General features: G+C 50.1%; 25 protein-coding genes and 2 pseudogenes. 6 read left to right on the top strand and 21 right to left on the bottom strand.

All coding sequences use genetic code 11. The features are described from left to right. Nucleotides 1-42 precede the first annotated feature (42 nt). Entirely contained in the window at nucleotides 43-879 is an 837-nt protein-coding gene (locus GT3570_RS09370; RefSeq protein WP_082816477.1) for a rhamnogalacturonan acetylesterase, read from the top strand. Nucleotides 880-987: 108 nt separating this feature from the next. Here GT3570_RS09370 and GT3570_RS09375 read toward each other — a convergent pair whose 3' ends face one another. The 3 genes from GT3570_RS09375 to GT3570_RS09390 all read right to left on the bottom strand — a co-directional run bounded on the left by GT3570_RS09375 (nucleotide 988) and on the right by GT3570_RS09390 (nucleotide 3,774). After that, nucleotides 988-1,965, bottom strand: a complete 978-nt coding sequence (locus GT3570_RS09375) for a bile acid:sodium symporter family protein (protein ID WP_021322422.1) — start codon at nucleotides 1,963-1,965, stop codon at nucleotides 988-990. 309 nt (nucleotides 1,966-2,274) lie between these two features. Continuing rightward, nucleotides 2,275-3,249 (bottom strand): MBL fold metallo-hydrolase, encoded by a 975-nt coding sequence (locus GT3570_RS09385; protein WP_062898683.1) that lies wholly within the window; start codon nucleotides 3,247-3,249, stop codon nucleotides 2,275-2,277. A 222-nt stretch (nucleotides 3,250-3,471) separates the two neighbouring features. Next, nucleotides 3,472-3,774 carry a hypothetical protein gene (locus tag GT3570_RS09390; RefSeq protein ID WP_014196056.1) on the bottom strand — a complete coding sequence of 101 codons (303 nt, stop codon included), beginning with the start codon at nucleotides 3,772-3,774 and terminating at the stop codon, nucleotides 3,472-3,474. 198 nt (nucleotides 3,775-3,972) lie between these two features. On the opposite strand from GT3570_RS09390, the gene GT3570_RS09395 reads away from it, so the two are divergent. Further along, nucleotides 3,973-5,286 carry a processed acidic surface protein gene (locus GT3570_RS09395; RefSeq protein WP_062898684.1) on the top strand — a complete coding sequence of 438 codons (1,314 nt, stop codon included), beginning with the start codon at nucleotides 3,973-3,975 and terminating at the stop codon, nucleotides 5,284-5,286. After that, nucleotides 5,287-5,880 carry a class D sortase gene (locus tag GT3570_RS09400; RefSeq protein WP_014196058.1) on the top strand — a complete coding sequence of 198 codons (594 nt, stop codon included), beginning with the start codon at nucleotides 5,287-5,289 and terminating at the stop codon, nucleotides 5,878-5,880. It begins immediately after the preceding gene. 45 nt (nucleotides 5,881-5,925) lie between these two features. Here GT3570_RS09400 and GT3570_RS09405 read toward each other — a convergent pair whose 3' ends face one another. Then, nucleotides 5,926-7,083: a CapA family protein gene (locus GT3570_RS09405; protein WP_023633568.1), complete on the bottom strand. Its 1,158-nt coding sequence runs from the start codon at nucleotides 7,081-7,083 to the stop codon at nucleotides 5,926-5,928. Nucleotides 7,084-7,318: 235 nt separating this feature from the next. On the opposite strand from GT3570_RS09405, the gene GT3570_RS09410 reads away from it, so the two are divergent. Continuing rightward, nucleotides 7,319-7,771 carry a hypothetical protein gene (locus GT3570_RS09410; protein ID WP_042380876.1) on the top strand — a complete coding sequence of 151 codons (453 nt, stop codon included), beginning with the start codon at nucleotides 7,319-7,321 and terminating at the stop codon, nucleotides 7,769-7,771. Here the strand turns inward: GT3570_RS09410 and GT3570_RS19090 are convergent. The 7 genes and pseudogenes from GT3570_RS19090 to GT3570_RS09435 all read right to left on the bottom strand — a co-directional run. After that, nucleotides 7,711-8,144: pseudogene (locus tag GT3570_RS19090) on the bottom strand (zinc ribbon domain-containing protein); the annotation flags it as partial. The gene GT3570_RS09410 and the pseudogene GT3570_RS19090 overlap by 61 nt on opposite strands. Further along, nucleotides 8,143-8,217 (bottom strand): annotated as a pseudogene (locus tag GT3570_RS18450) (IS200/IS605 family transposase); the annotation flags it as partial. The pseudogenes GT3570_RS19090 and GT3570_RS18450, both read right to left, overlap by 2 nt. 484 nt (nucleotides 8,218-8,701) lie before the next feature. Next, the gene (locus GT3570_RS09415) at nucleotides 8,702-9,964 is read right to left on the bottom strand and encodes a PTS ascorbate transporter subunit IIC (protein ID WP_062898685.1); all 1,263 of its coding nucleotides are present in this window, start codon (nucleotides 9,962-9,964) and stop codon (nucleotides 8,702-8,704) included. Between the two features lie 134 nt (nucleotides 9,965-10,098). Beyond that, on the bottom strand, nucleotides 10,099-10,365 hold the full coding sequence (locus GT3570_RS09420; protein WP_031409011.1) for a PTS sugar transporter subunit IIB: 267 nt from the start codon (nucleotides 10,363-10,365) through the stop codon (nucleotides 10,099-10,101). Between the two features lie 26 nt (nucleotides 10,366-10,391). Further along, a complete protein-coding gene (locus GT3570_RS09425; protein ID WP_062898686.1) occupies nucleotides 10,392-12,449 on the bottom strand; it encodes a BglG family transcription antiterminator in 2,058 nt (685 codons plus the stop codon). A gap of 336 nt (nucleotides 12,450-12,785) precedes the next feature. After that, nucleotides 12,786-13,052, bottom strand: a complete 267-nt coding sequence (locus tag GT3570_RS09430; RefSeq protein WP_062898687.1) for a DUF2642 domain-containing protein — start codon at nucleotides 13,050-13,052, stop codon at nucleotides 12,786-12,788. A gap of 188 nt (nucleotides 13,053-13,240) precedes the next feature. Further along, nucleotides 13,241-14,731, bottom strand: a complete 1,491-nt coding sequence (locus GT3570_RS09435) for a peptide MFS transporter (protein WP_023633551.1) — start codon at nucleotides 14,729-14,731, stop codon at nucleotides 13,241-13,243. A gap of 332 nt (nucleotides 14,732-15,063) precedes the next feature. On the opposite strand from GT3570_RS09435, the gene GT3570_RS09445 reads away from it, so the two are divergent. Next, nucleotides 15,064-15,447 carry a hypothetical protein gene (locus GT3570_RS09445; protein WP_020278622.1) on the top strand — a complete coding sequence of 128 codons (384 nt, stop codon included), beginning with the start codon at nucleotides 15,064-15,066 and terminating at the stop codon, nucleotides 15,445-15,447. Nucleotides 15,448-15,602: 155 nt separating this feature from the next. Further along, a complete protein-coding gene (locus GT3570_RS09450; protein WP_062898688.1) occupies nucleotides 15,603-16,124 on the top strand; it encodes a gamma carbonic anhydrase family protein in 522 nt (173 codons plus the stop codon). A 455-nt stretch (nucleotides 16,125-16,579) separates the two neighbouring features. On the opposite strand, the gene GT3570_RS09455 is transcribed toward GT3570_RS09450, so the two are convergent. From GT3570_RS09455 to GT3570_RS09495, 10 genes are all read right to left on the bottom strand, one after another. Then, entirely contained in the window at nucleotides 16,580-17,575 is a 996-nt protein-coding gene (locus tag GT3570_RS09455; RefSeq protein WP_062898689.1) for an alpha-ketoacid dehydrogenase subunit beta, read from the bottom strand. Further along, complete coding sequence (gene pdhA, locus GT3570_RS09460; RefSeq protein ID WP_062898690.1) at nucleotides 17,572-18,642, bottom strand: pyruvate dehydrogenase (acetyl-transferring) E1 component subunit alpha; 1,071 nt, start codon at nucleotides 18,640-18,642, stop codon at nucleotides 17,572-17,574. The genes GT3570_RS09455 and pdhA overlap by 4 nt, the downstream gene beginning before the upstream one ends. Nucleotides 18,643-18,667: 25 nt before the next feature. After that, nucleotides 18,668-19,462, bottom strand: a complete 795-nt coding sequence (locus GT3570_RS09465; RefSeq protein ID WP_021321745.1) for an ABC transporter ATP-binding protein — start codon at nucleotides 19,460-19,462, stop codon at nucleotides 18,668-18,670. Beyond that, nucleotides 19,437-20,429, bottom strand: coding sequence for an ABC transporter permease (locus tag GT3570_RS09470; RefSeq protein ID WP_023633546.1), 993 nt, complete (start codon nucleotides 20,427-20,429; stop codon nucleotides 19,437-19,439). The genes GT3570_RS09465 and GT3570_RS09470 overlap by 26 nt, the downstream gene beginning before the upstream one ends. Before the next feature lie 14 nt (nucleotides 20,430-20,443). Beyond that, the gene (locus GT3570_RS09475; protein ID WP_014196076.1) at nucleotides 20,444-21,457 is read right to left on the bottom strand and encodes an ABC transporter substrate-binding protein; all 1,014 of its coding nucleotides are present in this window, start codon (nucleotides 21,455-21,457) and stop codon (nucleotides 20,444-20,446) included. A gap of 118 nt (nucleotides 21,458-21,575) precedes the next feature. Further along, complete coding sequence (locus GT3570_RS09480) at nucleotides 21,576-22,718, bottom strand: Leu/Phe/Val dehydrogenase (RefSeq protein ID WP_014196077.1); 1,143 nt, start codon at nucleotides 22,716-22,718, stop codon at nucleotides 21,576-21,578. A 186-nt stretch (nucleotides 22,719-22,904) separates the two neighbouring features. Then, nucleotides 22,905-23,885 (bottom strand): NAD(P)H-dependent flavin oxidoreductase, encoded by a 981-nt coding sequence (locus GT3570_RS09485; RefSeq protein WP_227016039.1) that lies wholly within the window; start codon nucleotides 23,883-23,885, stop codon nucleotides 22,905-22,907. Between the two features lie 128 nt (nucleotides 23,886-24,013). Beyond that, complete coding sequence (locus tag GT3570_RS17960) at nucleotides 24,014-24,214, bottom strand: hypothetical protein (RefSeq protein WP_014196079.1); 201 nt, start codon at nucleotides 24,212-24,214, stop codon at nucleotides 24,014-24,016. Beyond that, nucleotides 24,177-25,034: a phenylacetic acid degradation operon negative regulatory protein PaaX gene (gene paaX / locus GT3570_RS09490; RefSeq protein WP_011231520.1), complete on the bottom strand. Its 858-nt coding sequence runs from the start codon at nucleotides 25,032-25,034 to the stop codon at nucleotides 24,177-24,179. The genes GT3570_RS17960 and paaX overlap by 38 nt, the downstream gene beginning before the upstream one ends. Before the next feature lie 263 nt (nucleotides 25,035-25,297). Continuing rightward, nucleotides 25,298-26,509 carry an acetyl-CoA C-acyltransferase gene (locus GT3570_RS09495; RefSeq protein ID WP_011231521.1) on the bottom strand — a complete coding sequence of 404 codons (1,212 nt, stop codon included), beginning with the start codon at nucleotides 26,507-26,509 and terminating at the stop codon, nucleotides 25,298-25,300. Nucleotides 26,510-26,531: the final 22 nt, after the last annotated feature.

Raw genomic sequence — 26,531 nt, forward strand, 5'->3', positions numbered from 1 at the left:
GGCGAAAATAGGACGAACTGTTGTTGAGTAGGAGGAACCTGTTTGAAAAGAAAACAAGCCGCTTTCTTGTGCTCCGTCATCATTGCCATCGGCGCCGTTCTAATGGCTAGGACAGCGACGAACGGAGATGCAGCCAAAGCAAGACGGGGGACGACCATTGTCATCTATTTGGCCGGCGACTCGACGGTCGCCGCCGCTCCCCGCTCCCGCGCTCCCCGGGCCGGATGGGGTGAAATGCTCGATGATTGGTTTGATGACAACGTCATGGTGAAAAATATGGCCGCTTCCGGCCGCAGCGCGAAAAGTTTTGTCGAAGAAGGACGGCTCTCCCGCATTTTGCGGGAAATGAAAAAAGGGGATTACTTGTTCATCCAATTCGGTCACAACGATGAAAAGGTGAACGATCCGGCACGCTACACCGAACCATTCACCTCCTACCAATCATACTTGAAACGGTATATTGACGGCGCCCGCACGAAAGGAGCAACCCCTGTCCTCATCACTCCGGTCGAGCGGCGGCGCTTTTCTGCCGACGGACGAGCGCTCAACTCGCATGGACTTTATCCTGCGGCCATGAAGGCGCTTGGGGAGAGAGAGCACGTTCCCGTCATCGATTTGACGGCAAAAAGCAGACAACGGTTTGAACAGCTCGGTCCGGAACAGACGAAACAGCTGTTTCTATGGCTTGCGCCCGGCGAGCATGCAAATTATCCGCACGGAATCGAAGACAACACGCATTTTCACAAACGAGGAGCGAAAGAAATCGCCCGGCTAGTCGTCGAGGGGATTATGGAGCTCAACCTCCCCCTCCGCCGCCACCTCATCCGTTCACCGAAACGAGAACCTATACGAGACCGCCTCAGCGACGAAACGCCGTGACGTCGAGCACCCCGCTTGCTTTCCCCGCACCTGCCCGCCCGCCTAGGACGGGCGTTTTTTCGCTTTTTGCTCCCGCCAGGCGCTGCATACCGCCTGCCCTTTCCATCCCTACCGGGCGCTTCCGGCGTATGGCGCTCTGCCGCTCGTTGGTGAATGGTACGTTTTGTTCAACAAGCGGTGGTATAGGGACGCGAGCACTTGCTGAAACAGCATGCCGAGCACGACCGGCACGCTCACTGGCGGCGGAAAATAGGTCATGGCAAGCACCGCGCCGGCGCTGATGTTGCGCATCCCGCCGGTAAACGTTAACGCAATAATATCCGACGGGGCAAACCTGAGCCATCGGGCCGCCATCCAAGAAAGAAAATAGCCGGAGCTCGCGATCGCCAAGACAAGCAGCGCCATGAAAAACAGCCGGGCGTCAACACGGCCAAAATACGGGGCGACGACTGCGCTGTTGATCATGACGACAAGCGCCAGCGCCAGCTTGGAAAACGGGGACAGCACCACCGCCAGCTGCTCGTTCGCTTGAGCAGACAGCCGTTCGCCCACGAACATGCCGGCTAGTGACGGCAAAATAATCATAAAAAACAAGCCGAGCATCATCTGGCCCACGTCGAGCTCGACCACGCTTCCGGCCAATACAAGCAACGTCAGCGGCACAACGATGGGCGATAAAAACGTATCAATCAAAATGACAGAAAGGGCAAGCGCCAAGTTTCCGCGGCCGAGCGACACCCAGATAAAGCTTGTCACCCCGGTCGGAATAGCGGCCGCCAACACAAACCCGATCACCGTCCAACGGTCGCTGCCAAAAAACAGATGTCCAAGCCCAAACGCCCACAGCGGGATGATGAAATGGAGCAGACATAGCGCCGCAGCGATCGGGCCAGGGTGAATGAGCGCCTCTTTCAAATTGGCCAAACGCAAGCGCAAACTGCCGCTAAACGTCATCAACGCAAACAGCCACGGCACAAGCGCGGCATAGCCGTGCAGTTCGTCCGCCAGCCAGATGCCGGCCGCCACGCTCGCCGGCGTAAGAAACGGCAGCGCCTTCTCAAGCCGACGGTTGATCGATTGCCACATCGGTTTCATCTCCCTGTCTCACCATTCAAGGGCTCTTTTGCTATGCCTACACCTCCCCCATTATACACCGTAATCGCCCCATTGGAGCGACAAATTTTCATGAAACCGATGGACAACGGTTGACCAGCCAGCTCCTTAGGCTATTTCGCTGCTTTTCCCCCTCACCATTCAGCAACAAAACGACATCGCCTCGCTTCACATCATACAGCCCAGTCATTGCTTTTTCCATCCGTTCAAGCCTTTCTTTGTTCGTCCATGCGCCACACAATAATACAAAAAGATTCCAACTCTCTAGCAGCTGGACATCGGTCATTGCCGATAAACGATTGCATGCCGATGCTCCTCTTTTTGCAATTCACCGACAGACACCAAATATTCCAAATGCGCCAATGTCTCAGCCACTGCAAACCGCCATTGGTGCACGGTCAGCGGCTTATGGCCGAACACAAGATGGGCCACTTCATAGGCGGTGCGCCCCGATGTTGCTAGCGTTTTCATTTTTTGCAACCGTTGTTCGTGGTGGCGGAAAATGTCGCTGATCCGCTCGCGAAATTGGCGAATGACCGCGCCATGGGCAGGAAGAGCCACATCCACCTCCAGTTCCTCCACTTTGCGAAGCGAGGCAAAATATTGCTCGAGTGGATTTGGATAAGCGCCGGGCCATACACTAATGTTCGGAGTAATGCGATCAAGCACATGATCTGATGCAAGCAACTGGCGCGATTCCGGCTGATAAAAGCTGATCAATCCATCGCTGTGCCCCGGGACCGGGATGACCGCCCATCGCCGCTGCCCCAGCACAATTTCCGAACGATCCAAAACGGTTAGCACCGGAAACGGGCTAACGCGCAACGACAGCTTCCACATGCTCTCCTCAATGTCCGTTACCAACTCATCCGGCACACCATGGCGGCGAAACATGGCACCCACTTCGCTCGCCTGAACGCTCTCTTCCCCCCACACTCGTTCCGCCATCGCATAATCCGGCTCGCTGATCCAGACAGGCGCCTCCGTCTGCTGTTGCATCCACCCAGCCAAGCCAAAATGATCCGGATGAAAGTGAGTGATGTAAATGGCCTGAACATGCCGCGGTTTGATTCCAAGCTGCCGAAACACTGCTTCCCAAGCGCTAATCGCCTCTGGATAGCGAAAGCCGACGTCAACAATGCTCCATCCATCCGCTTCCCGACCTACGTAACAATAGACATACTTCATCGGAAATGGAACTGGGATTGGAACGCGGTACATTTCATCTCCTATCCACTCCATTTCGATCTGCGTCATCCATTCTCCCCCCTTTTTTGCATCAAATCTTTTTTCATGTACCAAGAACGCTTCGCTTTTATTTTATATTTCTGAATATTTAGTTAATAAAAATATTATGCTACAATCTTCTATCTTTTTCAACCTTCAAAATCATTAGGACAAAACAAAAGGGTGCCCATCCATCATTTTGGAACACCCTTTTCCATGATCCCATCGGTCATCCAATACTATCACAAGCGGCTACATCTCATTACTTTTGGATGATTTTGCAGGAAAATCCATTGCAGCAGGCTGCATCGTTCCCATCCGCCGGCTCATCCAGCGGTTGAGGCCGCGAATCACGTTTCGCATCGGTCCTTGCGTCATCGGCGCCATGCGTCTCCCTTGTCTCGCCCCCAACATCGCGGCTGCCACCGCTCCTAAGCTTACGCTGACGAGCGTCCAAATGGCGTTATGGTTTCTTCGCCGTCTAACAACCCCCAACCATGGATTCCACAACCCGCGGCCGCGCTGAACGCGGAACAGACGGAATAAGCGGTCCATTGTACCTCCACCTCCTTTTGCTCGACAGCTCCCGTTCAACGGTTAGCATACGTTGCCTCTAAAAAGTCATACGTGGAAAACATTAGATGTAAACAGGGAGGGTGTTCTATATAAAAATTTCCATATATTTCACTATTTTCGTCCCTTTCATGTTCCTATATACTGAATTCGTATATACAAACAAACGGAGGTCACGACATGAAAAACATCGTTCCTTTTGCCTTGGCCGCATCCATAGCCACTGTATGGCCAGCTTCAGCGTTCGCCATTGAACGCAACGATCCAGCTTTAGAGCAGTATTTAAATGAAGCAGGGATCACAGTCGAAGAGCTGGAAAATTATTTGGACTATGAAGGCTATTCGCTCGATGAGTTTGACAGCGTGGACGAAATGCGCCGTGAGTTCGGCGAGCCGCTCACGGAAGAAAATTTAGCTCAGTTGCTCGCCAAACACGGGTTGACCGAACAACAGCTTCGACAAATGCTCATCGACAATGGGGAAATGGAAGAGTCACAGGCCATTACTGATGTGTTTTTATTTTACAATGATCTGGAAGAATATATCGAACTGTTTAAAGATTACTCCGTTCCGATCACTGATGAAACGCTGGCCGCCTTTCTAAACGAACGCGGAATGACAAAGGAAGAGCTCATCGCCCTTCTTGATCGGCACGGCGAATCGTTGGCCGATTACCACTCGATCGGCGAGCTGAAAGATATCGTCGATTATTATCGAAATTTGACGCCGTTGACCGAAGAAACATTAAACAAATTTTTACAAGAAATTGGCATGACGAAAACGCAATTGGAAAAACTGCTGTCTAAAAACGACGATTCGCTTGACAATTATGCGACGGTTGAGGAACTGTCGGAGACAGTCATCGACTACTTGCTTCCGGATTTAGACGAGCTTGGTTTGACGGACGCAGAGTTGGAAAAGCTCTATAACCATTTTGAATCGCTGAATATGGAAGATCCGCAATTCGCCGAGAAAATGGAAGAAATCGGCCAACGGCTTGAGGCGATCGGTGCGTACGATTTTACGAGCGTGACGGAGCTATCGCCAACGCAAATCGCTGAGATCGCCAATGTATGGACCGACCTGCTTTCCACATTTCAGCTGGAAGCGAAGTTTTATTTGACAAAAGGTGGCGAGAAAAAGCCGCTCAGCCTGTCGACGCTGCTGACAATGGAATCAGCGAACGGCTACGATTTGCTTGTTGAAATTTACAGCACCGAAGGCGAGCTACTGGCTGATTTTGTCGTGACCGAAGAGATGTTTGCCTCCGACATATTCGATGAAATCGGCGAAGACTTGCAACAGAGCGGCCAGGCAGCGAAAATCGAAAAAGTGGTGAAACCGGCGCCGCCGAAACCGCTGAAGCGGACCGAAGCCGGAGCGAAACTGCCGAAGACGGCATCCCCGTATGCCGCTTATATGCTTTTTGGTTTGACCTTAATCGGTGTCGGCGCATTCCTTGTCCGCTTCCGCCAAGGAGCCGAGGCGAAATAAATGAACCGGAAACGGCTCGTGCGCTTTTTTGGAGCAAGCTTGATCGCAGCAGGAATCGCCGTAGCCGCCGTTAGCGGCTTGAAGTGGAAAAACGGCTTGGAGGCGGTCAAACCGCTGTCTGTTGAAATAGAGAGACAAACAGGCGCTGCGCCGATGCAAATCCAAAGTTCACTCTACCCAAAACAGCCCAAAATCGGCGAACAAATCGGCGAACTCATCATCCCGAAGCTCAACATGAGCCTAGCGATTTACCACGGTACAGATGAAAACGAGTTGGAAAAAGGGGTCGGCCATTACGCCGGCAGTGTCCTGCCAGGAGAGGCGGACAACTGCGTGCTTTCTGGCCATCGTGACACGGTCTTCCGCCGTCTTGGCGAAGTCGGCCAAGGCGATATCTTGATCGTCCGTACGTCCGCCGGCACATTCACCTATAAAGTGCGCAAAGTGCGCATCGTCGACGCCGACGACCGGACGGTCATCGTTCCAAAGCCGAAAGCGACACTCACCGTTTCCACGTGCTATCCGTTCCGCTACGTCGGCCCTGCTCCGCAGCGGTACGTGCTCGTCGCCAACTTAATCAATGATCGCTCTTAACCTTGCAAAAAGCGAAAGGATGGCCGAAACAAGGGCCATCCTTTTTTACTTCACTTCGTACGCGGTCCAAGTCGGCTTTTTGATTTTCGCCGACAGCGAGACAATTTTCCGTTTCACTCGGGCTGCTTCCCCTCCCGCTAACGGCATCGGCTGGTAGTTGTTCCTTGTCGTCACCGATGAAATGCGAAACGGGATGACGCGGATTTCTTTTTTGGCCGTCCGCTTGCCGTTTTGAAAAGAGAACACTTGCTGGAAGACAAACGTATCTTTGTCGCTCGGATTTTTGTTTCCGCCGAACATAAAATTGCCGAGGCTGTAGACGATGAACTTCCCTTTATACTCCTCAATCCCTTGAATGACATGCGGATGATGGCCGACGACCAAATCGGCGCCGCTGTCAATCGCAAAGCGGCCGAGCGCCTTTTGCGTGCTGTTTGGCACATAGCTTCGTTCCACTCCCCAATGGAAATGGACGAAAACGATGTCGGCTCCTTGTTTCCGAAGCGTGCGAATATCGTTGGCGATTTGCTTGCGCAACGTGCTGGTGTTGCTCCAGCCTTCATAGCCAAGCGCTCCAACTTGAATGCCTTTGACCGTTTTCAACAGCCGGAGCGTGCGGCCGAAATAACCGATGTTTTCCTTTTTTAAACAGGCAATCGTGTCATTGTATCCTCGTTGCAAGTAATCGTATGTATGATTATTGGCCAGATTCACAGCATCAATGCCGCCATAGGTTAAGATTTTCGCATAACTCGGGTGGCCGCGAAAACGAAATTTCTTGCTTGCCTTCCGCGTCGAGGTCGTCAGCGTCGTTTCCAAATTGACGGTCGTAAAATCGTCCTTTTTGAAGATCGGCTCAATGTATTTCGTAAAATAGCGCAAGCCGTGCTTCTTCGCTTCTTCATCAAACGAATACGCATAGCCATAATTTTCATCGCGCCCGAGCGTCACATCGCCCGCCGCGCTGATGGTGATGCGCACTTCGTTCGGGTTCGGCGCCGCTTGTTTGGCAGAGGCTGACGCTATCACCATCTTATCGATCGGACTCGGCAGCGGTGGATGCTCGATTGTTTGCCCCGCCAGTTCGTTTGGCGCTGCCAGCACTTCCTCGACGCCGCGATCAGCCGCATTGCTGCAGGAAAATAAAAAGACGGACGCCATACACATAAGCGCCGCATTTCTTCCCTTGATCCATGCGTTCATATTCCCTCTCCTATCAATCTATTTTCTTCAAACTACCACAACTTCTGCTAATGACGTATTCAACACACCCCCTATTTATCCCTTTTCTTTCCCTCAATTTAGGAGTGATGACCTAGCCAAGCCATGATATAATGAGCTTGTAGGCGTTTCCTCTCCTATTTCCACATCTTGGACTCCTCACGTTTCATGGTTGAAACGCCCCGAGTGAATCCCATCTCGATAAGGAGGTTTCTTCATGGAAGAGCTGTTGCGGCAGTTAACCACACTTGTTCAAGGACTTGTCGATGACATGTCCGTCCTGAAGCAAGACATGCAAACGGTGAAGCAAAAATTGGGTCAACTTGAACAACGGGTGGACAAACTTGAGCAACGGATGGACAAACAGGAAGAAGAGCTGCGCTGGCTGAAGGAGCAGATGAAAGAAAACACGGAAATGATCAAAGCGATCCGCGACAATCAACTCGAACAGCGCAGCATTCAAGACGGCATGCGCCATGAAATCGCCAGCCTCCGCGGAGAAATGGCCGGCATTCGCGAGCAGATGGCAACAAAAGACCAGCTCTCCCGACTTCGCGAGCAAATGGCGACAAAAGAAGACATCTCCCTCATTCATCAGCGGCTTGATTATCAACTTGGCCGCATCGCGAGAGTGGAGGAGGAGATGTATTTGCTGAAGAAAGTAGATTGACACTCCACACGCTTAAAGGCATGGGATTCTTGGATCGTTTGCGTCCTCATCCATTTCTGGTTCGGACAACGCCCAAGTTTAGGGGGGTGTCATCACCCCGTCCCATCGGGTTAGGATGTACCCCCATGAGCGGCGCACCTGTGACCAGTGCGCTAGGTTAGACGGCAAAGCCCGAAATCGCTTTGGCGATGTTGATGGCGCCATTCAAGTCGGCGTGGAGAGTGTATCCACACCTTTGGCATCGAAAGCGGATGCCGTTTCGGTTCGCTTTCTCTCGATAACCACATTTACACGTTTGGCTCGTGTAGGTTGGATTCACCCACTCAACGCGAATGCCCGCCATTTCCGCCTTATAGGCAATCATCGTTTGCATAACGCGGACAGAAAACAAAATGATAGTAAATCAACGATACAGTTGTTTTCGTTCTTCGATATTCTTGTTCCATATTATAGATCGTATCAGTTTTAATGATTATACTACAACATCTAAAGAGAAAGATGGTGGCTCTAAGCAATCCTCTTAAGGGATTACCGAGCAATGCCGTCTTTCATCCCTCGATTGAAACCGTGGGCTTTCAGACGGCTTTTTCTGTAATAAGATCCCCCATCCTGACCGTTTCCGAATGCATTGTCTGTTTCTCCCGTTTCGTCGTCCATCGTTTTTCGAAAAAACCCCGCTACCCCACCATAAGGCTGCAGTAGAGAAAACATGCTTTTCTTTACAATAACCACAATAACCTCACACTTGCAGGGTTGAAGCGATCCAAAGATATGAAAATCCTTCGTACAGTGCCGGCGCAAGCCATGCTTGCGCCGGGCAAACTGCTCTCAACGCCCCGCCATCTCAAAAGTTCGCCGTGCGATCTCCACTCCAATAGGGTCAGTACAATCCTTTGTAATGAGCAAGTACCCAGCATATCCGTTTTTAACTTATGAAAACCACTTTATCAAATACCCTAACAAAATCCCCACAATCCCAAAATCCGAATCCCCAAACGTCGTCCCTTCAAACCCAAGCGATCCAAGTACTGGAAGCAAAAGTGCCGGCAAAAAGGAAATCAAAATGCCATTAGCAAACGCCCCCAGCACTGCCCCCCGTCTGCCCCCTGTAGCGTTGCCAAATACACCGGCAGCGGCTCCCGTGAAAAAGTGCGGAATTAAACCTGGAACGATGACCTTTAACCCAACGAGCGGCAAAATAAACATCGAAAGAATTCCAGCCGCAAAACTCGACAAGAATCCAACAATAACAGCATTCGGGGCGTATGGAAAGACAGCTGGGCAATCAAGCGCTGGTTTCGCATCTTGTACGACTTTATCCGCAATCCCTTTAAATGCTGGAACAATTTCAGCAATAAGCATCCGCACCCCTGCTAGTACGACATATACTCCTGCAGCAAACGTGATCCCTTGCATAAGAGAGAAGACGAGAAAATTGACACCGCCGCTTAATTCCTTCTCGATAAACGATTTTCCAGCAAACGGAGCAACAATAAAAAATAACAGCACCATTGTCAACGACATGGCCACCGATGTATCACGAAGAAAACCCAATGACTTTGGCACTTTAATATCTTCAGTAGATTGGGTCTTGTTTCCAAACCACTTCCCGATCCATGCCGATGTAAAATAGCCGAGCGAACCGAAATGCCCTAACGCAATCTGATCCGTTCCAGTCACTTGACGCATATACGGCTGCAAAATGGCGGGCATCAACACCATCAAACTTCCCAAAATAATAGAACCGATGACGACAAGCGGAACACCTGTTACTCCACCCGTCGCAAAAACAGCAGAAATTAGACACGCCATAAACAACGTATGATGCCCTGTCAAGAAAATGTATTTAAAAGGGGTCAATCGTGCGATCAAGATGTTCACTACCATTCCAAATAACATGATCAGCGCTGTTTCTTTTCCAAATGTTTGTTGGGCAATGGCAACAATCGCCTCATTATTTGGAATAACTCCCTTAATATGAAAAGCTTTTTCGAACATTTTCCCAAAGATATTCAACGAACCGATTAAAATATTGGCCCCGCCGCCAAGAATGATAAATCCCATGACAGTCTTTAATGTGCCTGAAACGATCTCTGGAAAACTTTTTCTTTGCAGCAACAAACCGATTAAGGCAAACAATCCCACTAGAATGGCCGGTGAACCAAGCACATCTTTCATAAGGAAATCAAACACCGAATATTCCCCCTTTTCACCCATAAGTGAGCTATTGTATGGACTTTTTTCTTGTTTTCTATTTTTATTTTTTGTATGCTTTTCTACATAGGTTTCTCTTTGTTGCAGGCGTATCGCCTGCTTTTTTATTGTTGTCACAATCTCTCTCTTAACACTCGCTTTAATTCATCAAGGTCAAGAATATTCGTCAACTTAGCTACATTGCGTGTACCGTCATCAAGTACTTCCACTAAATCTCTCGCTCCAAGATATAAATCCGCCTTTTCTGTTTGGCCGGTTGTTAAATCTGTATGGGATACTTCAGCTTCGATTCCTAGTTCGTTTAACACCTTTTTCACATTCATTTCGATGATAAAACTGCTGCCTAGCCCGTTTCCACAAACAACTAGAATTTTCTTCATCCTTCCCGCCTCCCATTTGTTTTTTATTAAGAGTACATTTCCACTAATGCCAATACTTCTTCTACAGATTCAGCTTTAAACAACATTTGAATATGTTCTTGATTGGACAACAATGTTGTCAGCTGGGATAACGCTTTTAAATGAGTCTCATGATCAATGGCAGCTAACACAATCAAGACATACACTCGATCTTCTTCCCTGTCAGAAAACAGACAACCTTTTTTGATTCGAAGAAAGCTCATACCAAGTTTTTTTGCGCCTTGCTCCGGCCGGGCATGAGGCAAGGCCACTCCTGGTGTAATCACAATATAAGGCCCGAGTGTGAGAACGTTTTGAATCATGGCTTCAATATACTCACTTGTAATATAGCCTTCTTCTAATAATGGTCTTGCTGCTAACACAATCGCCTCTTTCCAATCACCTGCCTCTTCAATAATCTGAATATGTCGCTTCGTAAGCAAATCTTTTAGCATCGGTTTTTGCCAAATCTCCTTTCTTTTGCTGTGGCTAAAGTAAGCATTTAGTTCTTGATATAATGTCTTTTCATCGATGACCGTTGCGTGTTTTTTGATGATGTCCAACACCGCTTCGAGACCAAGGGATGTGGTTTCCGTCCATCCCTCGATCTCCCGTAAAAGCAACATTTTATCCTCCGTTGTTAAAATGGGGCGAACCGTATAAACAGGCACATCCTTCGGTTGCAATGGCGTTGTCGTCACCACAAAATCTACATGCCCCTCAAGAGAAATATAATCATATTCCCTTGCTGAAACGACGCCAATGACATCGACCGTTGATAACAGTTCCCCCAATTGTTTTTGCAACATTCGCGATGTTCCAATCCCGCTCTCGCAGACGATCAACACCTTTTTCCGTACTGGAACCGACACCCCCTCTCTGTCCAACCATCCGCCAAAATGCATGGCGATATAAGCAATTTCATCGTCGCTGACCGGCTGGCCAACTACACTTTCTAAATGATGGACGACTTTTTTCGTTAAGGTAAATAAATCTTGATAGTTCGCTTTGATCGATTCGGTCAGGTCGTTTTGTAGATGAAAACCATATTTCAGTCGATAATAGGCAGGCTTCATATGAACCAATAAATTTTTTTCCAACTCTTCGCGACGCTTGAATTGTACACATGCATAAGTTTGAAAATCATCCACCATATGTCGAATGATTCGTTTCAAAGTAGTGATGTCATCGTTATGATCAATTTGCTTGTCATCTGCAACTCGAAAACTGAGTAAATGGGTCGTCAAATAACAAACCTCGTCATCGGGAATAGATATTTGGGAAACGTTTTCAATTCGTCTAACGAGATGATCAGCAATCTGGTATTCCCGCATTGACCTTAGCACTTCTTTTTCTTGCTCATCCATTTGCACAAATTTGCCTCTAGCCCACCGTCTTTGGAACAATGCGAGATAAATAGGTAAAGTTTGAATAACCTCACCCGCATAGCGAATAGAAAAAGCAGACTCGAATTGGCGAATCCAATCAAAGATTGGCCATTGACACTCAGCTGACAACTCTGCAGCGAAATGCTGGTCATCCATCGTCGCTAATAGTTGATGAACATAACGAATCATCAATTTCCTCTTTTGGATTTCTTTTCCTGATAAGAAATACCCTTTTTTGCGATGGAATGACAATTGCAACTGAAATGACTGCCAATCTTCTTTCAGTTCCTTTATGTCATTTAACAACGTGCTCCTGCTTACATGTAATTTCTCTAAAAAATCAGACAAATACAGTGGATGAACGCGAGTCAAAATCCATAAACCAATCCAAGCTTTTCGCTCCCATGACTGATATGTGTAATGTCGGGCAGGTTGTAATGTGTTCCACTTTGTTGTTATTTCTTGTTTCACTTCATCATCCAAGCGAAATCCGAGCCCGCGCGCATATTGAATCGGCTTCAGCCCTTCATGATGCAACCATTCATTCGTTTTTTGTATATCGTAATAAATCGTTCGCTTGGATACATTCAATGATTGCGCCAATTTGTCAGCGGTAAGATAAAGAGAAGAGCGAAGCAACAACTTCATAAGTTGGATACAACGGGCATTGAGCATCATGATGGAGCGCTCCCTTTTATTTAGTTGTGCAAATCCTTGGACTTTTGATTAGAGAATCCGGATTCTCCTTACTGTTCATTATAGTTGATTTTCTTGAAAAGATAAGCCCAAATTCCAACACCCCAATTGCGCAAAAATTGGACTGATTCAATAAAAAAGCCACACGATCGATTTGTGTGACACCATCTAAACTATCTGCCCCTTCCTTGTCCGAACTCCTGCACTAACCGTGCGTGGACGCTTCCTAAGAAGGAGTGACCGTAAGGCAGTTGTCATTGCCCCCAGTTTTTCTTCGACTTATCTTTGCACGATCATATCCCGATCGTAAAGAATAGTTCAATCCTCATCCATTAAATATCGTTCCCATTCATCGTCGTCAGACGAACGATGAGGTTCATATCCGCTTCCTGTTCCTATTAACCGAAGCAGCGCGATAATTAATGCCAAACGGATCAGAATACGCCGTAGTCTTCCTCCAATATTCACCTGCATAACAATAAAATCATCGCCAACTCCCAATAATGTTCCGTGGAATTTTCCATGCACCGTCACAACAGTCACACGCTGCCCAACTAGCTGACGGGCTTGATGTTTAAAATCCATCGTTTCTCCTCCTTTCTACACTAACTATGTAATGTTTTGCAGGAGAAAAAGGTATGGTCATGATAACTACTGCAACAGCGGATTTTTTAACATCACTTGTCAAGAAGTCTCCCGCCTCTACACAAAATGTAGGTGTAAAAAATCAAAAAAATCCTCCCAGCCAATAAAGGCTAGGAGGATCAGATTCTTTAACGAATCCCTTTCATCAATCTCCCGATTCTTGGTGCAATGGCCAATAAGATCAAGCCTAGCACAAGCGCCGCACCGCCGATCGTGCCGAAATAGGCCGTTTCGTTTTCCGGCGTATAGAAGCGGACGAGCTGGGCGTTGATCGCTTGCGCGGCGGCGTTCGATAAAAACCAAAGGCTCATCGTTTGCGCTGAGAAGGCCGCAGGCGCAAGTTTCGTCGTCGCCGACAGGCCGACCGGCGACAGGCAAAGTTCACCAAGCACGACGATGAAATAGCTTAACACAAGCCAGATCGGATGGACGAGCCCTCCGCCGCTTAAATGGCCCGGCACGAGAATGACGATGAACGACAGGCCGGCAAACAACAAGCCGAGCGCGAATTTTTGCGGGATCGTCGGCTGCCGTTTACCGAGCTTCACCCACATCCATGCGAACACCGGAGCCAAAATGATAATAAATAACGGGTTCAGCGACTGGAACCATGCAGGCGACAAGTGGATGCCTGCTACATCCAACTGCGTCCGCTTGTCCGCATAGTTCGCCAAAATTGTCGATCCTTGTTCTTGAATCGCCCAAAACATCGCTGAAGCGACGAACAACGGAATGTAAGCGATCACGCGCGACCGCTCCTCCGCCGTCGTTTTCGGGCTGCGGTACATGACGACAAAATAGATGATCGGGATGATGATTCCTAAGATGCCGACAAGGGAAATAAACGTTTCCACAGTGAACCAACCGTTCGGAATCAAGATTGCTAGCAGCACGGCAATCACGACCGCCCCCACGGCCATGATCGAAGCCGCTTTTTTCTTTTCTGCCGGCGTCAGCGGGTTGGGCACGTACGTCCCCGCCAACCCGAGGTTTTTCTTTCTTGTCGCCACAAATACGACAAGCCCGAGAAACATCCCGACAGCTGCAAGGCCGAAGCCAAGGTGGAAGTTGTACTTCATCCCGGCCGTTCCAACAACAAGCGGAGCCAAAAAGGCGCCAAGGTTAATCCCCATGTAAAAAATGCTAAATCCGGCGTCGCGGCGGTCATCGCCAGGCTTGTACATATCGCCGACAATGCTCGAAACGTTCGGTTTCAACAACCCGGTTCCCAAGACGATGAGCGCCATCGACACAAACAGCGCCGTCACCCCGCCCGGAATCGCCAGGGCGATATGACCAGCCATAATGAGAAGGCCGCCGTAAAAGACCGCGCGCGACGTGCCAAACACCCGGTCGGCAAGCCAGCCGCCAATGATTCCGGACATGTACACAAGCGCCCCATAAATCGACATAATCGCGAGCGCCAGATGTTCATCAAGCCCGAGCCCGCCTTTCGATACTTCGTAATACATGTAGTACACTAAAATGGCGCGCATGCCATAGTACGAAAAGCGCTCCCAAAACTCGGTGAAAAAGAGCGTAAACAGCCCTTTCGGATGGCCGAAAAAGCCGCGCTGGGGAACGCTGGCAGCGATTTGTTGCTTGTCGATCGATGACATAACCACTACCTACCTCCTTTAAATTCTTTTAATATAATAATTCATTATGTTTATATTGTCAAAAAAATTTTGTATGATTTATATCATGGTAAATAAAACAATAATATTAAGAAAAATAATATTATTTAAATAAAAATTCTGAAAAACATTTCTCCCTTTCCGTTTTCTTCGTTATAGGAAAAACCCTTTTCCGCTTTTCGTTGATCATGTATAATCAATGGCAGGGAATCGTCGTTTCCCCACAACACCATTTCCTCTTTTCCATCTCATCTGCATCTTTGTGTCCACCGCAATTCCCTTATCTTATTGACGATTAGGAAAGGATGTTGCCCATGAGCGAGCCGTGGCATCTTATTTTGGACAAGCTCGAAATCATGCAGCAGGAAATGGCAGAGATGAAGGCCAATATGGCCACCAAACAGGAGCTTGAAGACATCAAAGCCAATATGGCTACCAAGCAGGAACTTGAGGACATGAAAGCGAATATGGCGACAAAAGCGGAGTTGAATGAAATCAAAGCCGACATGGCAAAGGGATTTGCCGCTGTTCATCAAGCCATTCGGGAAATCGATGTGATCGTGAAACGGCTTGAACAGAATCAAGAGCAACAAATGCAACTATTGCTGCGCCAAGAGCGGATCATCGATATGTTATGCCGCCGGTCGCTTGAACATGAAGCGGCAATTTCAGATCTTCGCCTTGCCCTCAAAGGCTGATGCCCGCCTCATTGCCGCTTTCGCTCCGCGAGGCATTGTGCATGAATCTATGCTTATTGATGATGGGAAAAGACATTGTTCATTCCGTCCATTTTCTCCCCCGTGCAAAATGTGTTATACTGATCATGACACATAAAATGAAGGGGGATGTGGGGATGCTATACCCGTATAACGGAAAACGTCCGAATGTTCATGAAACCGCATTCATTGCCCCGGGAGCCTATTTGATCGGAGACGTCACCGTCGGTCCGGAATCGACCATTTGGTTCAATGCCGTGCTGCGCGGCGATGAAGGACCGATTACGATCGGCGCTCGAACGAGCATTCAAGACAATACGACCTGCCATTTGTACGAAGGGTCGCCGCTCATTGTTGAAGATGAAGTGACGGTCGGGCATAATGTGATCCTTCACGGCTGCACGATCCGCCGGCGCTCGATCATCGGCATGGGGTCGACGATTTTGGATGAGGCCGAAATCGGTGAAGAATGCATCATCGGCGCCAACACGTTGATTCCGTCCGGCAAAAAGATTCCGCCCCGCTCACTCGTCATTGGCTCGCCTGGAAAAGTGGTGCGTGAACTGACGGACAAAGACCTTGAGCTCATCCAGCTGTCGATTGATACATACGTGCAAAAAGGAAAAGAGTATCGCGAACAGCTGGCCAATCATCGGTAATAACGCCTTGAACGCTCTCCCACCTACGCTAAACGCTTAAAGGTGGGAGATTCTTGAGAACACCCGCCTCACAGCAAGCTGTTAACCAAGCCATCCCCGCCCACTTCAAGTGGGGGGCTTCTCGGCGCGAGATGATCAAAACAAAATCATCAGAGAACAGATGGTTGCACGAAAAAACGATATTCGCGGCCATCTGTTCGTACAGCTTTTAAAAGAAAAAGAGCCAGCCAGAGGGCATGGCTCTTCGTTTATGATTCATCCGTGTTTTGCACAATCATCTTCCACACTCGAAAAACCGTTTCAATGCGGCGAGGCGGTGTTTTCCGAACTTGCTTTCTGTTTCATTGGCAAAAGATGAATGATTCCTGATCTCAATGCTTCTACCGCTTCTAACAAACATTCGTTGCTGCTTGGGTGCGGACAAAAAGGGAATTTCATGTCTTCCTCTCGCGCCGCTAGAAATTCATCACTTTTTCGATGGCATGCAAAACGCGCGCTGGCGTTGGCAAATAATCGTCTTCATAAGCGAAAAACGGCACAGGAACGTCAAATCCCGTCACCCGTTCGACCGGCGCTTTTTGATAGAAAAACGAAGTATCGTTGATGACAGCGAGAATATCATTGGCCAATCCACCCGTCGCATGCGCTTCCTGAACGATCACGGTTCTCCCTGTCTTTTGCACCGACTCGGCAATCATATCTTTATCGAGCGGGTAAAGGGTGCGCAAGTCGATGACATCGGCATCAATCCCTTTTTTCGCCGCCTCTTCCGCCGCCTTCATGGCGACCGGCACCATAGCGCCCCAGGCGATGACGGTCACGTCGTCCCCTTCGCGAAGTTTTTTTCCTTTGCCAATTTCAATCGCATATTTTCCTTCCGGAACGTCCTCACGAAACGCCCGATAGCTGCGCATCGGTTCCAAAAAGAGGACAGGGTCCGGGTCTTCAATCGCGGCGATGAGCAACCCTTTGGCGTCATACGGCGACGCGGGGCAGACGACTTTGATGCCTGGCATATGGGTAAACAGCGCTTCCGTGCTGTCCGAATGAATTTCCGGGGCCCGCACGCCCGCGCCGTACGGGGCGCGAATGACCAAGGGCACGGTAAAATGCCCTCTCGTCCGCGAACGCATGCGTGCCGCATGGGTCATGATTTGTTCATAGGCTGGATAGATAAAACCTAAAAATTGAATTTCGACGACAGGACGAAATCCACCAAGCGCCATTCCAATCGCTGCACCCGTAAATCCAGCTTCGCTTAACGGAGTGTCAATCACCCTCTGTTCGCCAAATTCCTCCAGCAATCCGTCCGTGGCGCGAAACACCCCGCCGTTTTTCCCGACGTCTTCTCCGAGCACGATGACATCTTCACGCTCTTTTAACATGATGCGAAGCGCGTCATTGACCGCTTGCACAAGGGTCAGCGATTTCGTCCCCACCTCGGTGATCATCTTTCCATCCCCCGCTTCCACTGAAGATACGCTTCTTTCTGCTCCGCAATCGTCCATGTCGGTTGGGCGAACACAAAGTCAAACATGTCCGACGCATCCGCCTTTGGATAACGTTCCATTTCGGCCACCGCCTGCTCGATTTCGGCGTTCACTTCCTCTTGCACTTGATTCGCCCACTTTTCATCCCACCAGCCTTCCCGCTGCATCAACCGCTCGACCCGCTTAATCGGATCGGTTGTTTCGCGCCGTTTTTGGCTTTCCTCCTGGTCGCGGTATCTGGACGGGTCATCGGACGTCGTATGGGCGCCATAACGCCATGTCACCGCTTCGATTAACGTCGGCCCCCCTCCGTTTCTCGCCCGCTCGAGCGCCTCAGTTGTTTTGAAATACACGGCAAACACGTCATTCCCATCGATGCGGATGCCGGGAATGTCATACGCCAGCGCCTTTTGGGCAATCGTTTTCGTCTTCATCTGCCGGGTGATCGGAACAGAAATCGCATATTGGTTGTTTTGGTTGAAAAAGACGACAGGCGCGTTGAAAACGCTCGCGAAATTCAATCCCTCATGGAAATCTCCTTCTGATGTCGCCCCATCACCGAAGTACACAATCACCGCATTTTTCGTCCCCTTCCATTTTTCGGCGCACGCCGCCCCCGCTGCATGAGGGAGTTGCGTGGCAATCGGAACGCTCGGCGGAACGATTTTTTTTCCCTCAGGTGGAACACACCCTTCCGTCCGCCCTTTCCAGTATAAAAGCGTTTGCGTTAAGGAACGGCCGAATGTCATCATCGCCCCATGATCGCGATAGGTCGGAAACATCCAATCACCATCGTTGAGTGCAAGCGCGCTTCCGACTTGACACGCCTCTTGCCCTTCGTACGGCACATACGTCCCGATGCGGCCTTGTCGTTGGAGACTGACACATTTTCGGTCAAACGTCCGCGTTCGAATAAGATGACGGTACATCGTCATCGTCAACGGTTTTGTGATTCGTTCACGATACTCAGGCTGCACGACCGTTCCGTCTTCATTCAATACTTGCACGATCGGGAAGTTGAGTTCCATACCATTCCTCCTCATCCTGACAATATCAACTCAATACCGCGCGGTCGCTTGCGAGCTGTTCCCCACGAATACGCCGAAATTCCGCCAACAGCTTCTCCACCGTCAAGCGCTTCTTTTCCGCTTCATCCACTTCCAAAATAATCTGCCCTTTATCCATCATGATGAGGCGGTTTCCTAACTCGATGGCTTGCTGCATATTATGGGTGACCATCAAGGTCGTCAATCGATATCGCTCCACAATCTCTTTTGTTAAGTTGGTGATCAACTCCGCTCTGGCTGGATCGAGAGCCGCTGTATGTTCATCGAGCAGCAAAATGGCAGGTTCGGTGAAGGTCGCCATAAGCAAAGACAACGCCTGCCGCTCTCCGCCCGAGAGCAAGCCGACTTTCGCCTGAAGACGGTTTTCTAAACCGAGATGAAGGGTGGAGAGCAACTCGCGAAAATCATCGCGCCGTTTTTTCGTCACTCCGCGGCGGAGCGTGCGCTTTTGATTGCGTGTATACGCCATCGCCAAATTCTCCTCAATCGTCATGTTTGGCGCCGTTCCGGCCATCGGATCTTGAAACACCCTTCCGATATAGCGGGAGCGGACGTATTCCGGCATCATGGTGACATCTTGACCGTCAATCCAAATCGTCCCTTCATCAGGAAACAACACTCCTGAAATCAAATTCATCAAGGTTGATTTTCCTGCTCCGTTGCTGCCGATCACAGTGACAAAATCTCCTTTTCGAAGTGTTAAATGAATGTTTTGGAGCGCGATCTTTTCGTCAGGCGTTCCCTCATGAAACACTTTATAAATCCCTTTTAACTGCAACATCCGCCTCACCCTTTCCCGTTGCGGCAACGTCCATCACCTGCGCTCGATTCCATCTTTTTTCTTCTTTGCGTTTTTTCTCTTTTTGTTGACGAACCATTTGCGGAACAACGAGCGCCAAAATGACAATGCATGCCGTAATGAGCTTCACATCCCCTGTTTCGAGAAATTGGACGCGCAAAGCGAGACTCACAACAATGCGGTAAATGATCGCTCCACCGATCACGGCAAGCGTGGCTCGCGCGATCGTTTTCGTTCCAAATACCGCTTCGCCGATAATGACAGAAGCCAGACCGATAATGATCATGCCAATTCCCATCCCGACATCGGCAAACGCGCCGTACTGGGCAACAAGCGCCCCCGAGAACGCGACCATGGCATTGGAAAGGCCCAACCCTAAGACAATGAGCAAATTGGTGTTCGCCGACAGGCTGCGAATCATGCGCGGATTATCGCCCGTCGCCCGAATCGCAAGCCCAATTTCCGTCTGTAAAAACCAGTCTGTGAACCATTTAAACAAAAGAGCAAGCAACGTCATCGACAGGAGAATTCCCCATGTTTTCGCCGCGGCCGAGTCAAGTCCGATTTTCGTCCCCCATTCTTGAATGGTTGTAAAAACCGTCTTCTCATTCAAAAGCGGCACGTTCGAACGCCCCATGATGCGAAGATTGATCGAATAAAGCGCAATCATCATTAAAATGCCCGACAAAAGCGGATTGACCTTCCCTGCTGTATGAAGAAGCCCGGTCATACACCCGGCAGCGAATCCAACGAAAAGCGCCAGACACGTCGCCACAAACGGATTGATCCCGTTGACAATCAACGTCGCCGCCACAGCAGCTCCTGTCACAAAGCTGCCGTCCACGGTTAAATCAGGGAAATCCAACACACGAAACGACAAATACACTCCCAGCGCCATAATGGCGTAAATCAGTCCCGATTCCACTGCTCCCGTGATGGACGCCAGCAACAGCACTCATCCTTTCATTCGATGTATTCCGCCATTTGATCCCATTCAGGCTTCAGTTTGATTCCTTGTTTTTCCGCTGCTTGTTTATTGATCACCAATTTTAATTTTTTCGGATATTCTGGTTTGATCTCTGATGGTTTGGCTTCTCCTTTTAAAATGGCGACTGCCATTTGCCCCGCTTGATAGCCGATATCGTAGTAATCAAACCCATACGCCGCAAAACAGCCTCGTTTTAATGAATCGAGCTCTCCCGTAAAAACAGGGATTTTTTTCTCGTTGGCAACGCTGACAACCGATTCAATGGCAGATACAACGGTGTTGTCCGTCACGATGTAAAACACATCTGCCTTGCCAACTAACGACTCTGCCGCCTGTTTCACCTCGGCTGTGGTCGAAACGGAGGCTTCCACCAACTTCAAATCCGTATGTTTCGCCGCTTCCTTCACTTTTTCAATTTGCGCCAACGAGTTTTGTTCGCCCGCGTTATAAATAAGCCCAACGGTTTTCGCATCCGTTTGCTCATCGATGAATTGAATCGTTTTGCGAATCGCATCGGGATGGCTGTCCGTTGTTCCCGTGATGTTTTCCCCTGCCTTGTCCATCGATGGAACTAAACCGGCGCCGACCGGATCCGTCACGGATGTAAACACAATGGGAATGTCTTTCGTCGCATTGAGCGCACTTTGCGCGCTCGGAGTCGAGTTGGCAAAAATAAGGTCAACCCCATCCGATACAAAGTTATTGGCGATCGTTTGGCTGTTATTCATGTCGCCTTGGGCATTTTGGATATTGTACCGAACATTTTTCCCCTCTTTAAATCCCCCGTCTTCGAGCGCCTTTTTAAATCCATTGAAGGCAGCATCTAACGATGGATGTTGAATGATTTGGGTGACGCCAATCGTAAACGTTTTCTGCTTTCCATCTTCTTTCGCACCGTTCGTCGCGGCCTTCTCTTCTCCCCCACAGCCTGAGAGTGCCAAAACTCCGAAAACGACCGGTATCGCGAATCGTTTGATCGCTTGTTTCATGAATGATTCCTCCTCGCCTCTTTGATCGCTGCTTTCCAAAAGGATTTTTCTCTGAATTAAAAAATAAGGTATTATATTACGTATTTTCAGACATTTTTTTATATGGATAGACTCGGCATTAACGTCGAATATCCCACTTCGGCCGCTTTTGGTGCGTGAAAAAATGATTGCGGCGTTTGCGTTTCTCGAGCCGCTCTTCGCAAAATTGATCGGCTGCCTCGATCGTCGTTATTCCTTCCGATTCAGCCCGCGCATAAATGGCGAGCAGCGTATCATAAATCGCTTTCGTTTTCGCCAACACCCGCTCTTTGTTCGCTCCGTACAGTTCATCGGCCACTTGAATGAGGCCGCCGGCGTTGACGATATAATCGGGGGCATACATGATGCCCTTTTCTTTCAACATACGGGCGTGGCGTTTGTCAGCCAGCTGATTGTTCGCCGAACCGACGACCGCTTTCACTCGCAGCTCGGCGATCGTTTCATCGTTGATGACGCCGCCAAATGCGCACGGGACGAACACATCGGCTTCGACGCGATAAATATCCGTTCCGTTCACCGGCTTGACGGACGCCCCGATTTGCTTGCCGTACGCCACGACCTCTTTGACTGCCGCTTCGTTCAAATCGCACACATACAGATCCGCCCCTTCTTCAAGCAAACGAAGCGCCACTTTTTTTCCGACTTTTCCGAGCCCTTGCACCGCATACGTTTTGCCATGCAAATGCTTGCTGCCAAACACAACATCGTTCGTCGCCTGAATGCCGTAAACAACGCCCTCGGCGGTCGGCACGGATGAGTCGCCGCTTCCGCCATACGCTTCCGGAACGCCGACGATGCAATTCGTCTCTTTCAGCGCGTGCACAAAATCGTCCGGCGTCGTCCCCATATCCGTGCCCGTGTAAAACCGGCCGCCTAATGACTCCACGAACTGGCCGAAAGCGCGAAACAATTCCGGCGATTTGTCTTTGCGCGGATCGCCGATGATCACCGCCTTGCCGCCGCCAAAATCGACATCGGCAGCCAAGCATTTATACGTCATCCCTTTCGACAGCCGAAGCGCATCGGCGAGCGCCTCTTCCGTCGTGGCATACGGATGCATCCGACAGCCGCCGAGCGCCGGCCCAAGAGCCGTGCTATGAATGGCGATGATCGCCCTTAGGCCGGTCGCTTCATCGAGACAAAACACCACCTGTTCATGTTCACGCATTTGGAAAAACAAATCCAATCTTTGTGACATGTTTGGCGATAGCATGACATTCATCGCTTCCCCTCTCCTTTGCTTCACCGCTTGAAAGCGTTTTCAAGTTAATATAACAAAAAATATTATCACGTTAAAATAACGTAATACTATTTTTATAGTAACGATGTTCATTGTTAGTGTCAATCCTCTATCAACCAATTTTTCATCGCCAAAAAAAGACGCCGTTTGACAGGCGTCTTCGTTCGATCAGCGAAATAGTGTGGATAATGATTGCCACTGCGTTTTGGCTTCTGTCATCATTTGTTCAAACAGCTCGGCCACCGTTGGCACGCCATCGATGAGGCCAGCGATTTGCCCCGCGTTGATAAATCCTTCATGGAAATCGCCGAGGAGGGCGCCGCGGCGATGACGATCCTCCGATGTATATTCTTGAAACTGCTCGAGCGGCATGCCTTGCTGTTCATACTCCAGCAGCTTCTCGACATACGGCGTGCGCATGACGCGGCGGATGCGCCCGACCGAACGGCCGACAATGACCGTTTCATTTTCCTTTGCCTCGACAAGCCGCTGTTTATACGCTTCATGAAACGGCGCTTCCTTCGTGGCCACAAGCCTGGTGCCGAGCTGCACCCCTTGGGCGCCGAGAGCCAGCGCGGCAAGCAGCCCGCGCCCATCGCCGATGCCGCCGGCAGCGATGACAGGAATGCGGACGGCGCTGACGACTTGCGGAATGAGCGTCATCGTCGTCAGCTCGAGCGGCGAGTTGATTCCCGCCGCCTCATACCCCTCAGCGACGACGAGATCCGCTCCAGCCGCTTCCGCTTTTTTCGCTTGGCTGACCGAGGCGACGACGACGATCACCTTGATGCCATGTTCCGCAAAACGTGGAATCCACGGCGCCGGATTGCCAGCTGAAAGCGAAACGACCGGTACTTGATGTTTGATGACAAGCTCGGCGATCTCCGCGGCGTGCGGCGTCACCTGCAGCGGGATGTTCACAGCAAACGGACGGTTGGTGCGCCGCTTCGTTTCAATAATCAGCGCCTCCACCTCATCGGGCGTCATCGTTCCGGCTCCGATCGTTCCAAGCCCCCCCGCTTCCGATACGGCGCTCGCCAGCTCGGCGTTGCTGATGTTGCCCATCCCCCCTTGAATGATCGGATAACGAAGATCAAGCAAACGACAAACATCATTCATTATATTCACACCCCGTGAAAAATACGTTATATATAAACGATACCATATTTTTTAGAAGATGCGAATGGTTGATTTATATAACGAAGAAAAAACGAACACCAATTTAACCGTATGAATTTCCTTTGAAGCCTATTTTCACCAGTGAAGACTGCCGTAAGTCAACACCGCGCCCCACAGCGATGAAAAATCGACAACGATTGGTGGGCGTCCACACCAATGATGATCGTTTGGACGACAACATGCTTCTTCCACGTTGCCGTACCGAACGTTCCATGAACGTCAAACAGGATGCACAGCTGTTGTTGCGCCGTGCATCCCGGTTCATTCCACCGATATCTCTTCCTCTTCTTTTTTGTCAAGCTCTGCCCCTTCTTGAAACACCGCTTCAAAGAAACGGCTGGCCGGTGCCGCGAGTTGTTGATAATAGTCGTTGAACAAGGCGGCCGCATGGCTTCCCATCCACTCATTCGGCAACAGCTCTTCCGGCAAGCCGGGGTCGATGAACAAAAATTTTCGGTATTCATGGACGAGCTTCGTCCGCTCGACAAAACATTCCGCGTCCGACATTTCGCCGCGCTCGATTTTATGTTTGTCAATCACATATTTTTGACTGTAGACCGCAATAAACTGCTCGTATTTTTGGTTGATCTCTTCTAAGTTCCAGCACTTTTCCACAAGCTGCTTATTCGTATGCGGTCCATCGTATTCGGCAAGAAAGAAGTCGACATACGGGCGGATGTCATACTTGTCGATCAAGTCGTACACTTGTTGCTCCAAATTATTCGGTGAAATCCAGCAGCTGTTGGAAATCGTGCCGAACCCGCTCCAAACAAGCTCCTTTCGCAGTTCATCGCGCAAATGCCGCTTATCCTCAGGAATCGTATAGATGAGAATGCGCCATTTCCCGTCCCAATGCTCGGGGCGCGTTTTGTAAATGCGCCGCGCCGCTTCTTCCATCCGCTTGACGCCGCGTTCCGTGAGCGAATAGTAGCTTTTATTGCCGCGTTTTTCCGCGCGAATCCAGCCTTGTTTGCTCATGCGCGACACCGCCGCCCGCACCGCCTGGTCGTTATGGCCGAACTCGCGGAGGAGGCGGATTAGGCTCCCGATCCAAATTTCACCGCCGTAATGGCGGATGTAGTCGCCGTAAATCGTAAAGATCATTGAGCGTGTGTTCATTGTGAATGGGCTCCCTTTATCTTGTTTTCGAAATATAATCGTAACAAACTTTTATCACGCTGGCAAGACGGACGAAAAAACAAAAGGAATAAAAAAGAGCCGCACCGCTAAAAAAGCAGGCGGCTCTCAACGGCATGCAAACATGCGGCCGCAGCTTCGGCAGCTTCATCAACTTAGGCAGACGTCATTCAACCAGACCGGCTGTATGACGGGCCGTCGTCTGAACATAACCATCCTTTCCGCCGAACGAAGACAAGGCGCTCTCACCGTTCGTCCGCGTTTTTCACAATCGTCGCGATTCCTTGGCCGACGCCGATGCACATCGTTGCCAAGCCATAGGTGACGCCGCGTTTTCGCATTTCGTAAATCAATGTCGTCAAAATGCGGGCGCCGCTCGCGCCAAGCGGATGGCCAAGGGCAATCGCTCCCCCGTTGACGTTCACTTTCGCCCGATCGAGCTCAAGCTGCCGGATGCATTCCAGCGCTTGCGAGGCAAACGCCTCGTTCAGCTCGACAAGTCCGATGTCGTCAAGCGACAACCCTGCGCGGCGCAACGCTTTGCGTGTCGCAAAAATCGGGCCTATCCCCATCACCGCCGGTTCGACGCCGGCGACAGCCGAAGTGACATAAACCGCCAGCGGCTTGAGGCCGAGTTCCTTCGCCTTCTCTGCGCTCATGACTAGCAGCGCCGCCGCCCCGTCGTTGACGCCGGAAGAGTTGCCGGCCGTCACCGTGCCGTTTTCAAACAATGGGGGCAGCTTCGCCAGTTTCTCAAGCGTCGTATCCGGACGCGGATGCTCGTCTTTATCGACGACAACGCGGTTGCCTTTTCGATCGTGATAAACGACCGGCACGAGTTCATCGGCAAACCGATTCGTTTCGATCGCTTGTTTCGCTTTCATTTGGCTTTCGTAAGCAAACTCATCTTGCGCCTCGCGCGTAATGCCGAATCGCTTCGCCACATTTTCCGCCGTTTGCGGCATGCTGTCGGTGCCATACATTTCGTGCATTTTCGGATTGATAAAGCGCCAACCGATCGTTGTGTCATACATCTCGATGTTGCCGCGCGGAAAATCGCTTGACGGTTTGGCCATGACAAACGGGGCGCGCGTCATGCTTTCCACGCCGCCGGCGATCATGATATCGGCCTCATTGGCCAAAATCGCCCGCGCCGCATAATTGACCGCATCAAGCCCTGAACCGCACAGCCGATTGACCGTCACCCCTGCGACCTCAATCGGCAGCCCGGCCAACAGCGCCGCCATGCGGGCGACGTTTCGGTTGTCCTCGCCGGCTTGGTTGGCGTTTCCAAAGACAACGTCATCAATTTGCTCGACCGGCACATTCGGATTTCGCTCGATGAGCGCTCGAATGACAACAGCCGCCAAATCATCCGGCCTGACTTCTTTTAGCGCGCCCTTGTAGCGGCCAATCGGTGTGCGCACCGCATCCACAATCACGACTTCTCTGCCCATGTTCTCTCCCTTCCTTTTCTAG

Origin of the sequence: Geobacillus thermoleovorans, from assembly GCF_001610955.1 — a bacterium.
Classification (GTDB): domain Bacteria; phylum Bacillota; class Bacilli; order Bacillales; family Anoxybacillaceae; genus Geobacillus; species Geobacillus thermoleovorans.

Bases quoted from the DNA above. Each gene is read 5' to 3' on its own strand.
- pdhA (WP_062898690.1), bottom strand. From the start codon at position 18,642: ATGGAACTCAACTTCCCGATCGTGCAAGTATTGAATGAAGACGGAACG.
- GT3570_RS09480 (WP_014196077.1), bottom strand. From the start codon at position 22,718: ATGAATGTCATGCTATCGCCAAACATGTCACAAAGATTGGATTTGTTT.
- GT3570_RS09400 (WP_014196058.1), top strand. From the start codon at position 5,287: ATGAACCGGAAACGGCTCGTGCGCTTTTTTGGAGCAAGCTTGATCGCA.
- GT3570_RS09385 (WP_062898683.1), bottom strand. From the start codon at position 3,249: ATGACGCAGATCGAAATGGAGTGGATAGGAGATGAAATGTACCGCGTT.
- GT3570_RS09420 (WP_031409011.1), bottom strand. From the start codon at position 10,365: ATGAAGAAAATTCTAGTTGTTTGTGGAAACGGGCTAGGCAGCAGTTTT.
- GT3570_RS09435 (WP_023633551.1), bottom strand. From the start codon at position 14,731: ATGTCATCGATCGACAAGCAACAAATCGCTGCCAGCGTTCCCCAGCGC.
- GT3570_RS09390 (WP_014196056.1), bottom strand. From the start codon at position 3,774: ATGGACCGCTTATTCCGTCTGTTCCGCGTTCAGCGCGGCCGCGGGTTG.
- GT3570_RS09445 (WP_020278622.1), top strand. From the start codon at position 15,064: ATGAGCGAGCCGTGGCATCTTATTTTGGACAAGCTCGAAATCATGCAG.
- GT3570_RS09450 (WP_062898688.1), top strand. From the start codon at position 15,603: ATGCTATACCCGTATAACGGAAAACGTCCGAATGTTCATGAAACCGCA.
- paaX (WP_011231520.1), bottom strand. From the start codon at position 25,034: ATGAACACACGCTCAATGATCTTTACGATTTACGGCGACTACATCCGC.
- GT3570_RS09495 (WP_011231521.1), bottom strand. From the start codon at position 26,509: ATGGGCAGAGAAGTCGTGATTGTGGATGCGGTGCGCACACCGATTGGC.
- GT3570_RS09395 (WP_062898684.1), top strand. From the start codon at position 3,973: ATGAAAAACATCGTTCCTTTTGCCTTGGCCGCATCCATAGCCACTGTA.
- GT3570_RS09465 (WP_021321745.1), bottom strand. From the start codon at position 19,462: ATGTTGCAGTTAAAAGGGATTTATAAAGTGTTTCATGAGGGAACGCCT.
- GT3570_RS09405 (WP_023633568.1), bottom strand. From the start codon at position 7,083: ATGAACGCATGGATCAAGGGAAGAAATGCGGCGCTTATGTGTATGGCG.
- GT3570_RS09425 (WP_062898686.1), bottom strand. From the start codon at position 12,449: ATGATGCTCAATGCCCGTTGTATCCAACTTATGAAGTTGTTGCTTCGC.
- GT3570_RS09455 (WP_062898689.1), bottom strand. From the start codon at position 17,575: ATGATCACCGAGGTGGGGACGAAATCGCTGACCCTTGTGCAAGCGGTC.
- GT3570_RS09430 (WP_062898687.1), bottom strand. From the start codon at position 13,052: ATGGATTTTAAACATCAAGCCCGTCAGCTAGTTGGGCAGCGTGTGACT.
- GT3570_RS09475 (WP_014196076.1), bottom strand. From the start codon at position 21,457: ATGAAACAAGCGATCAAACGATTCGCGATACCGGTCGTTTTCGGAGTT.
- GT3570_RS09410 (WP_042380876.1), top strand. From the start codon at position 7,319: ATGGAAGAGCTGTTGCGGCAGTTAACCACACTTGTTCAAGGACTTGTC.
- GT3570_RS09375 (WP_021322422.1), bottom strand. From the start codon at position 1,965: ATGTGGCAATCGATCAACCGTCGGCTTGAGAAGGCGCTGCCGTTTCTT.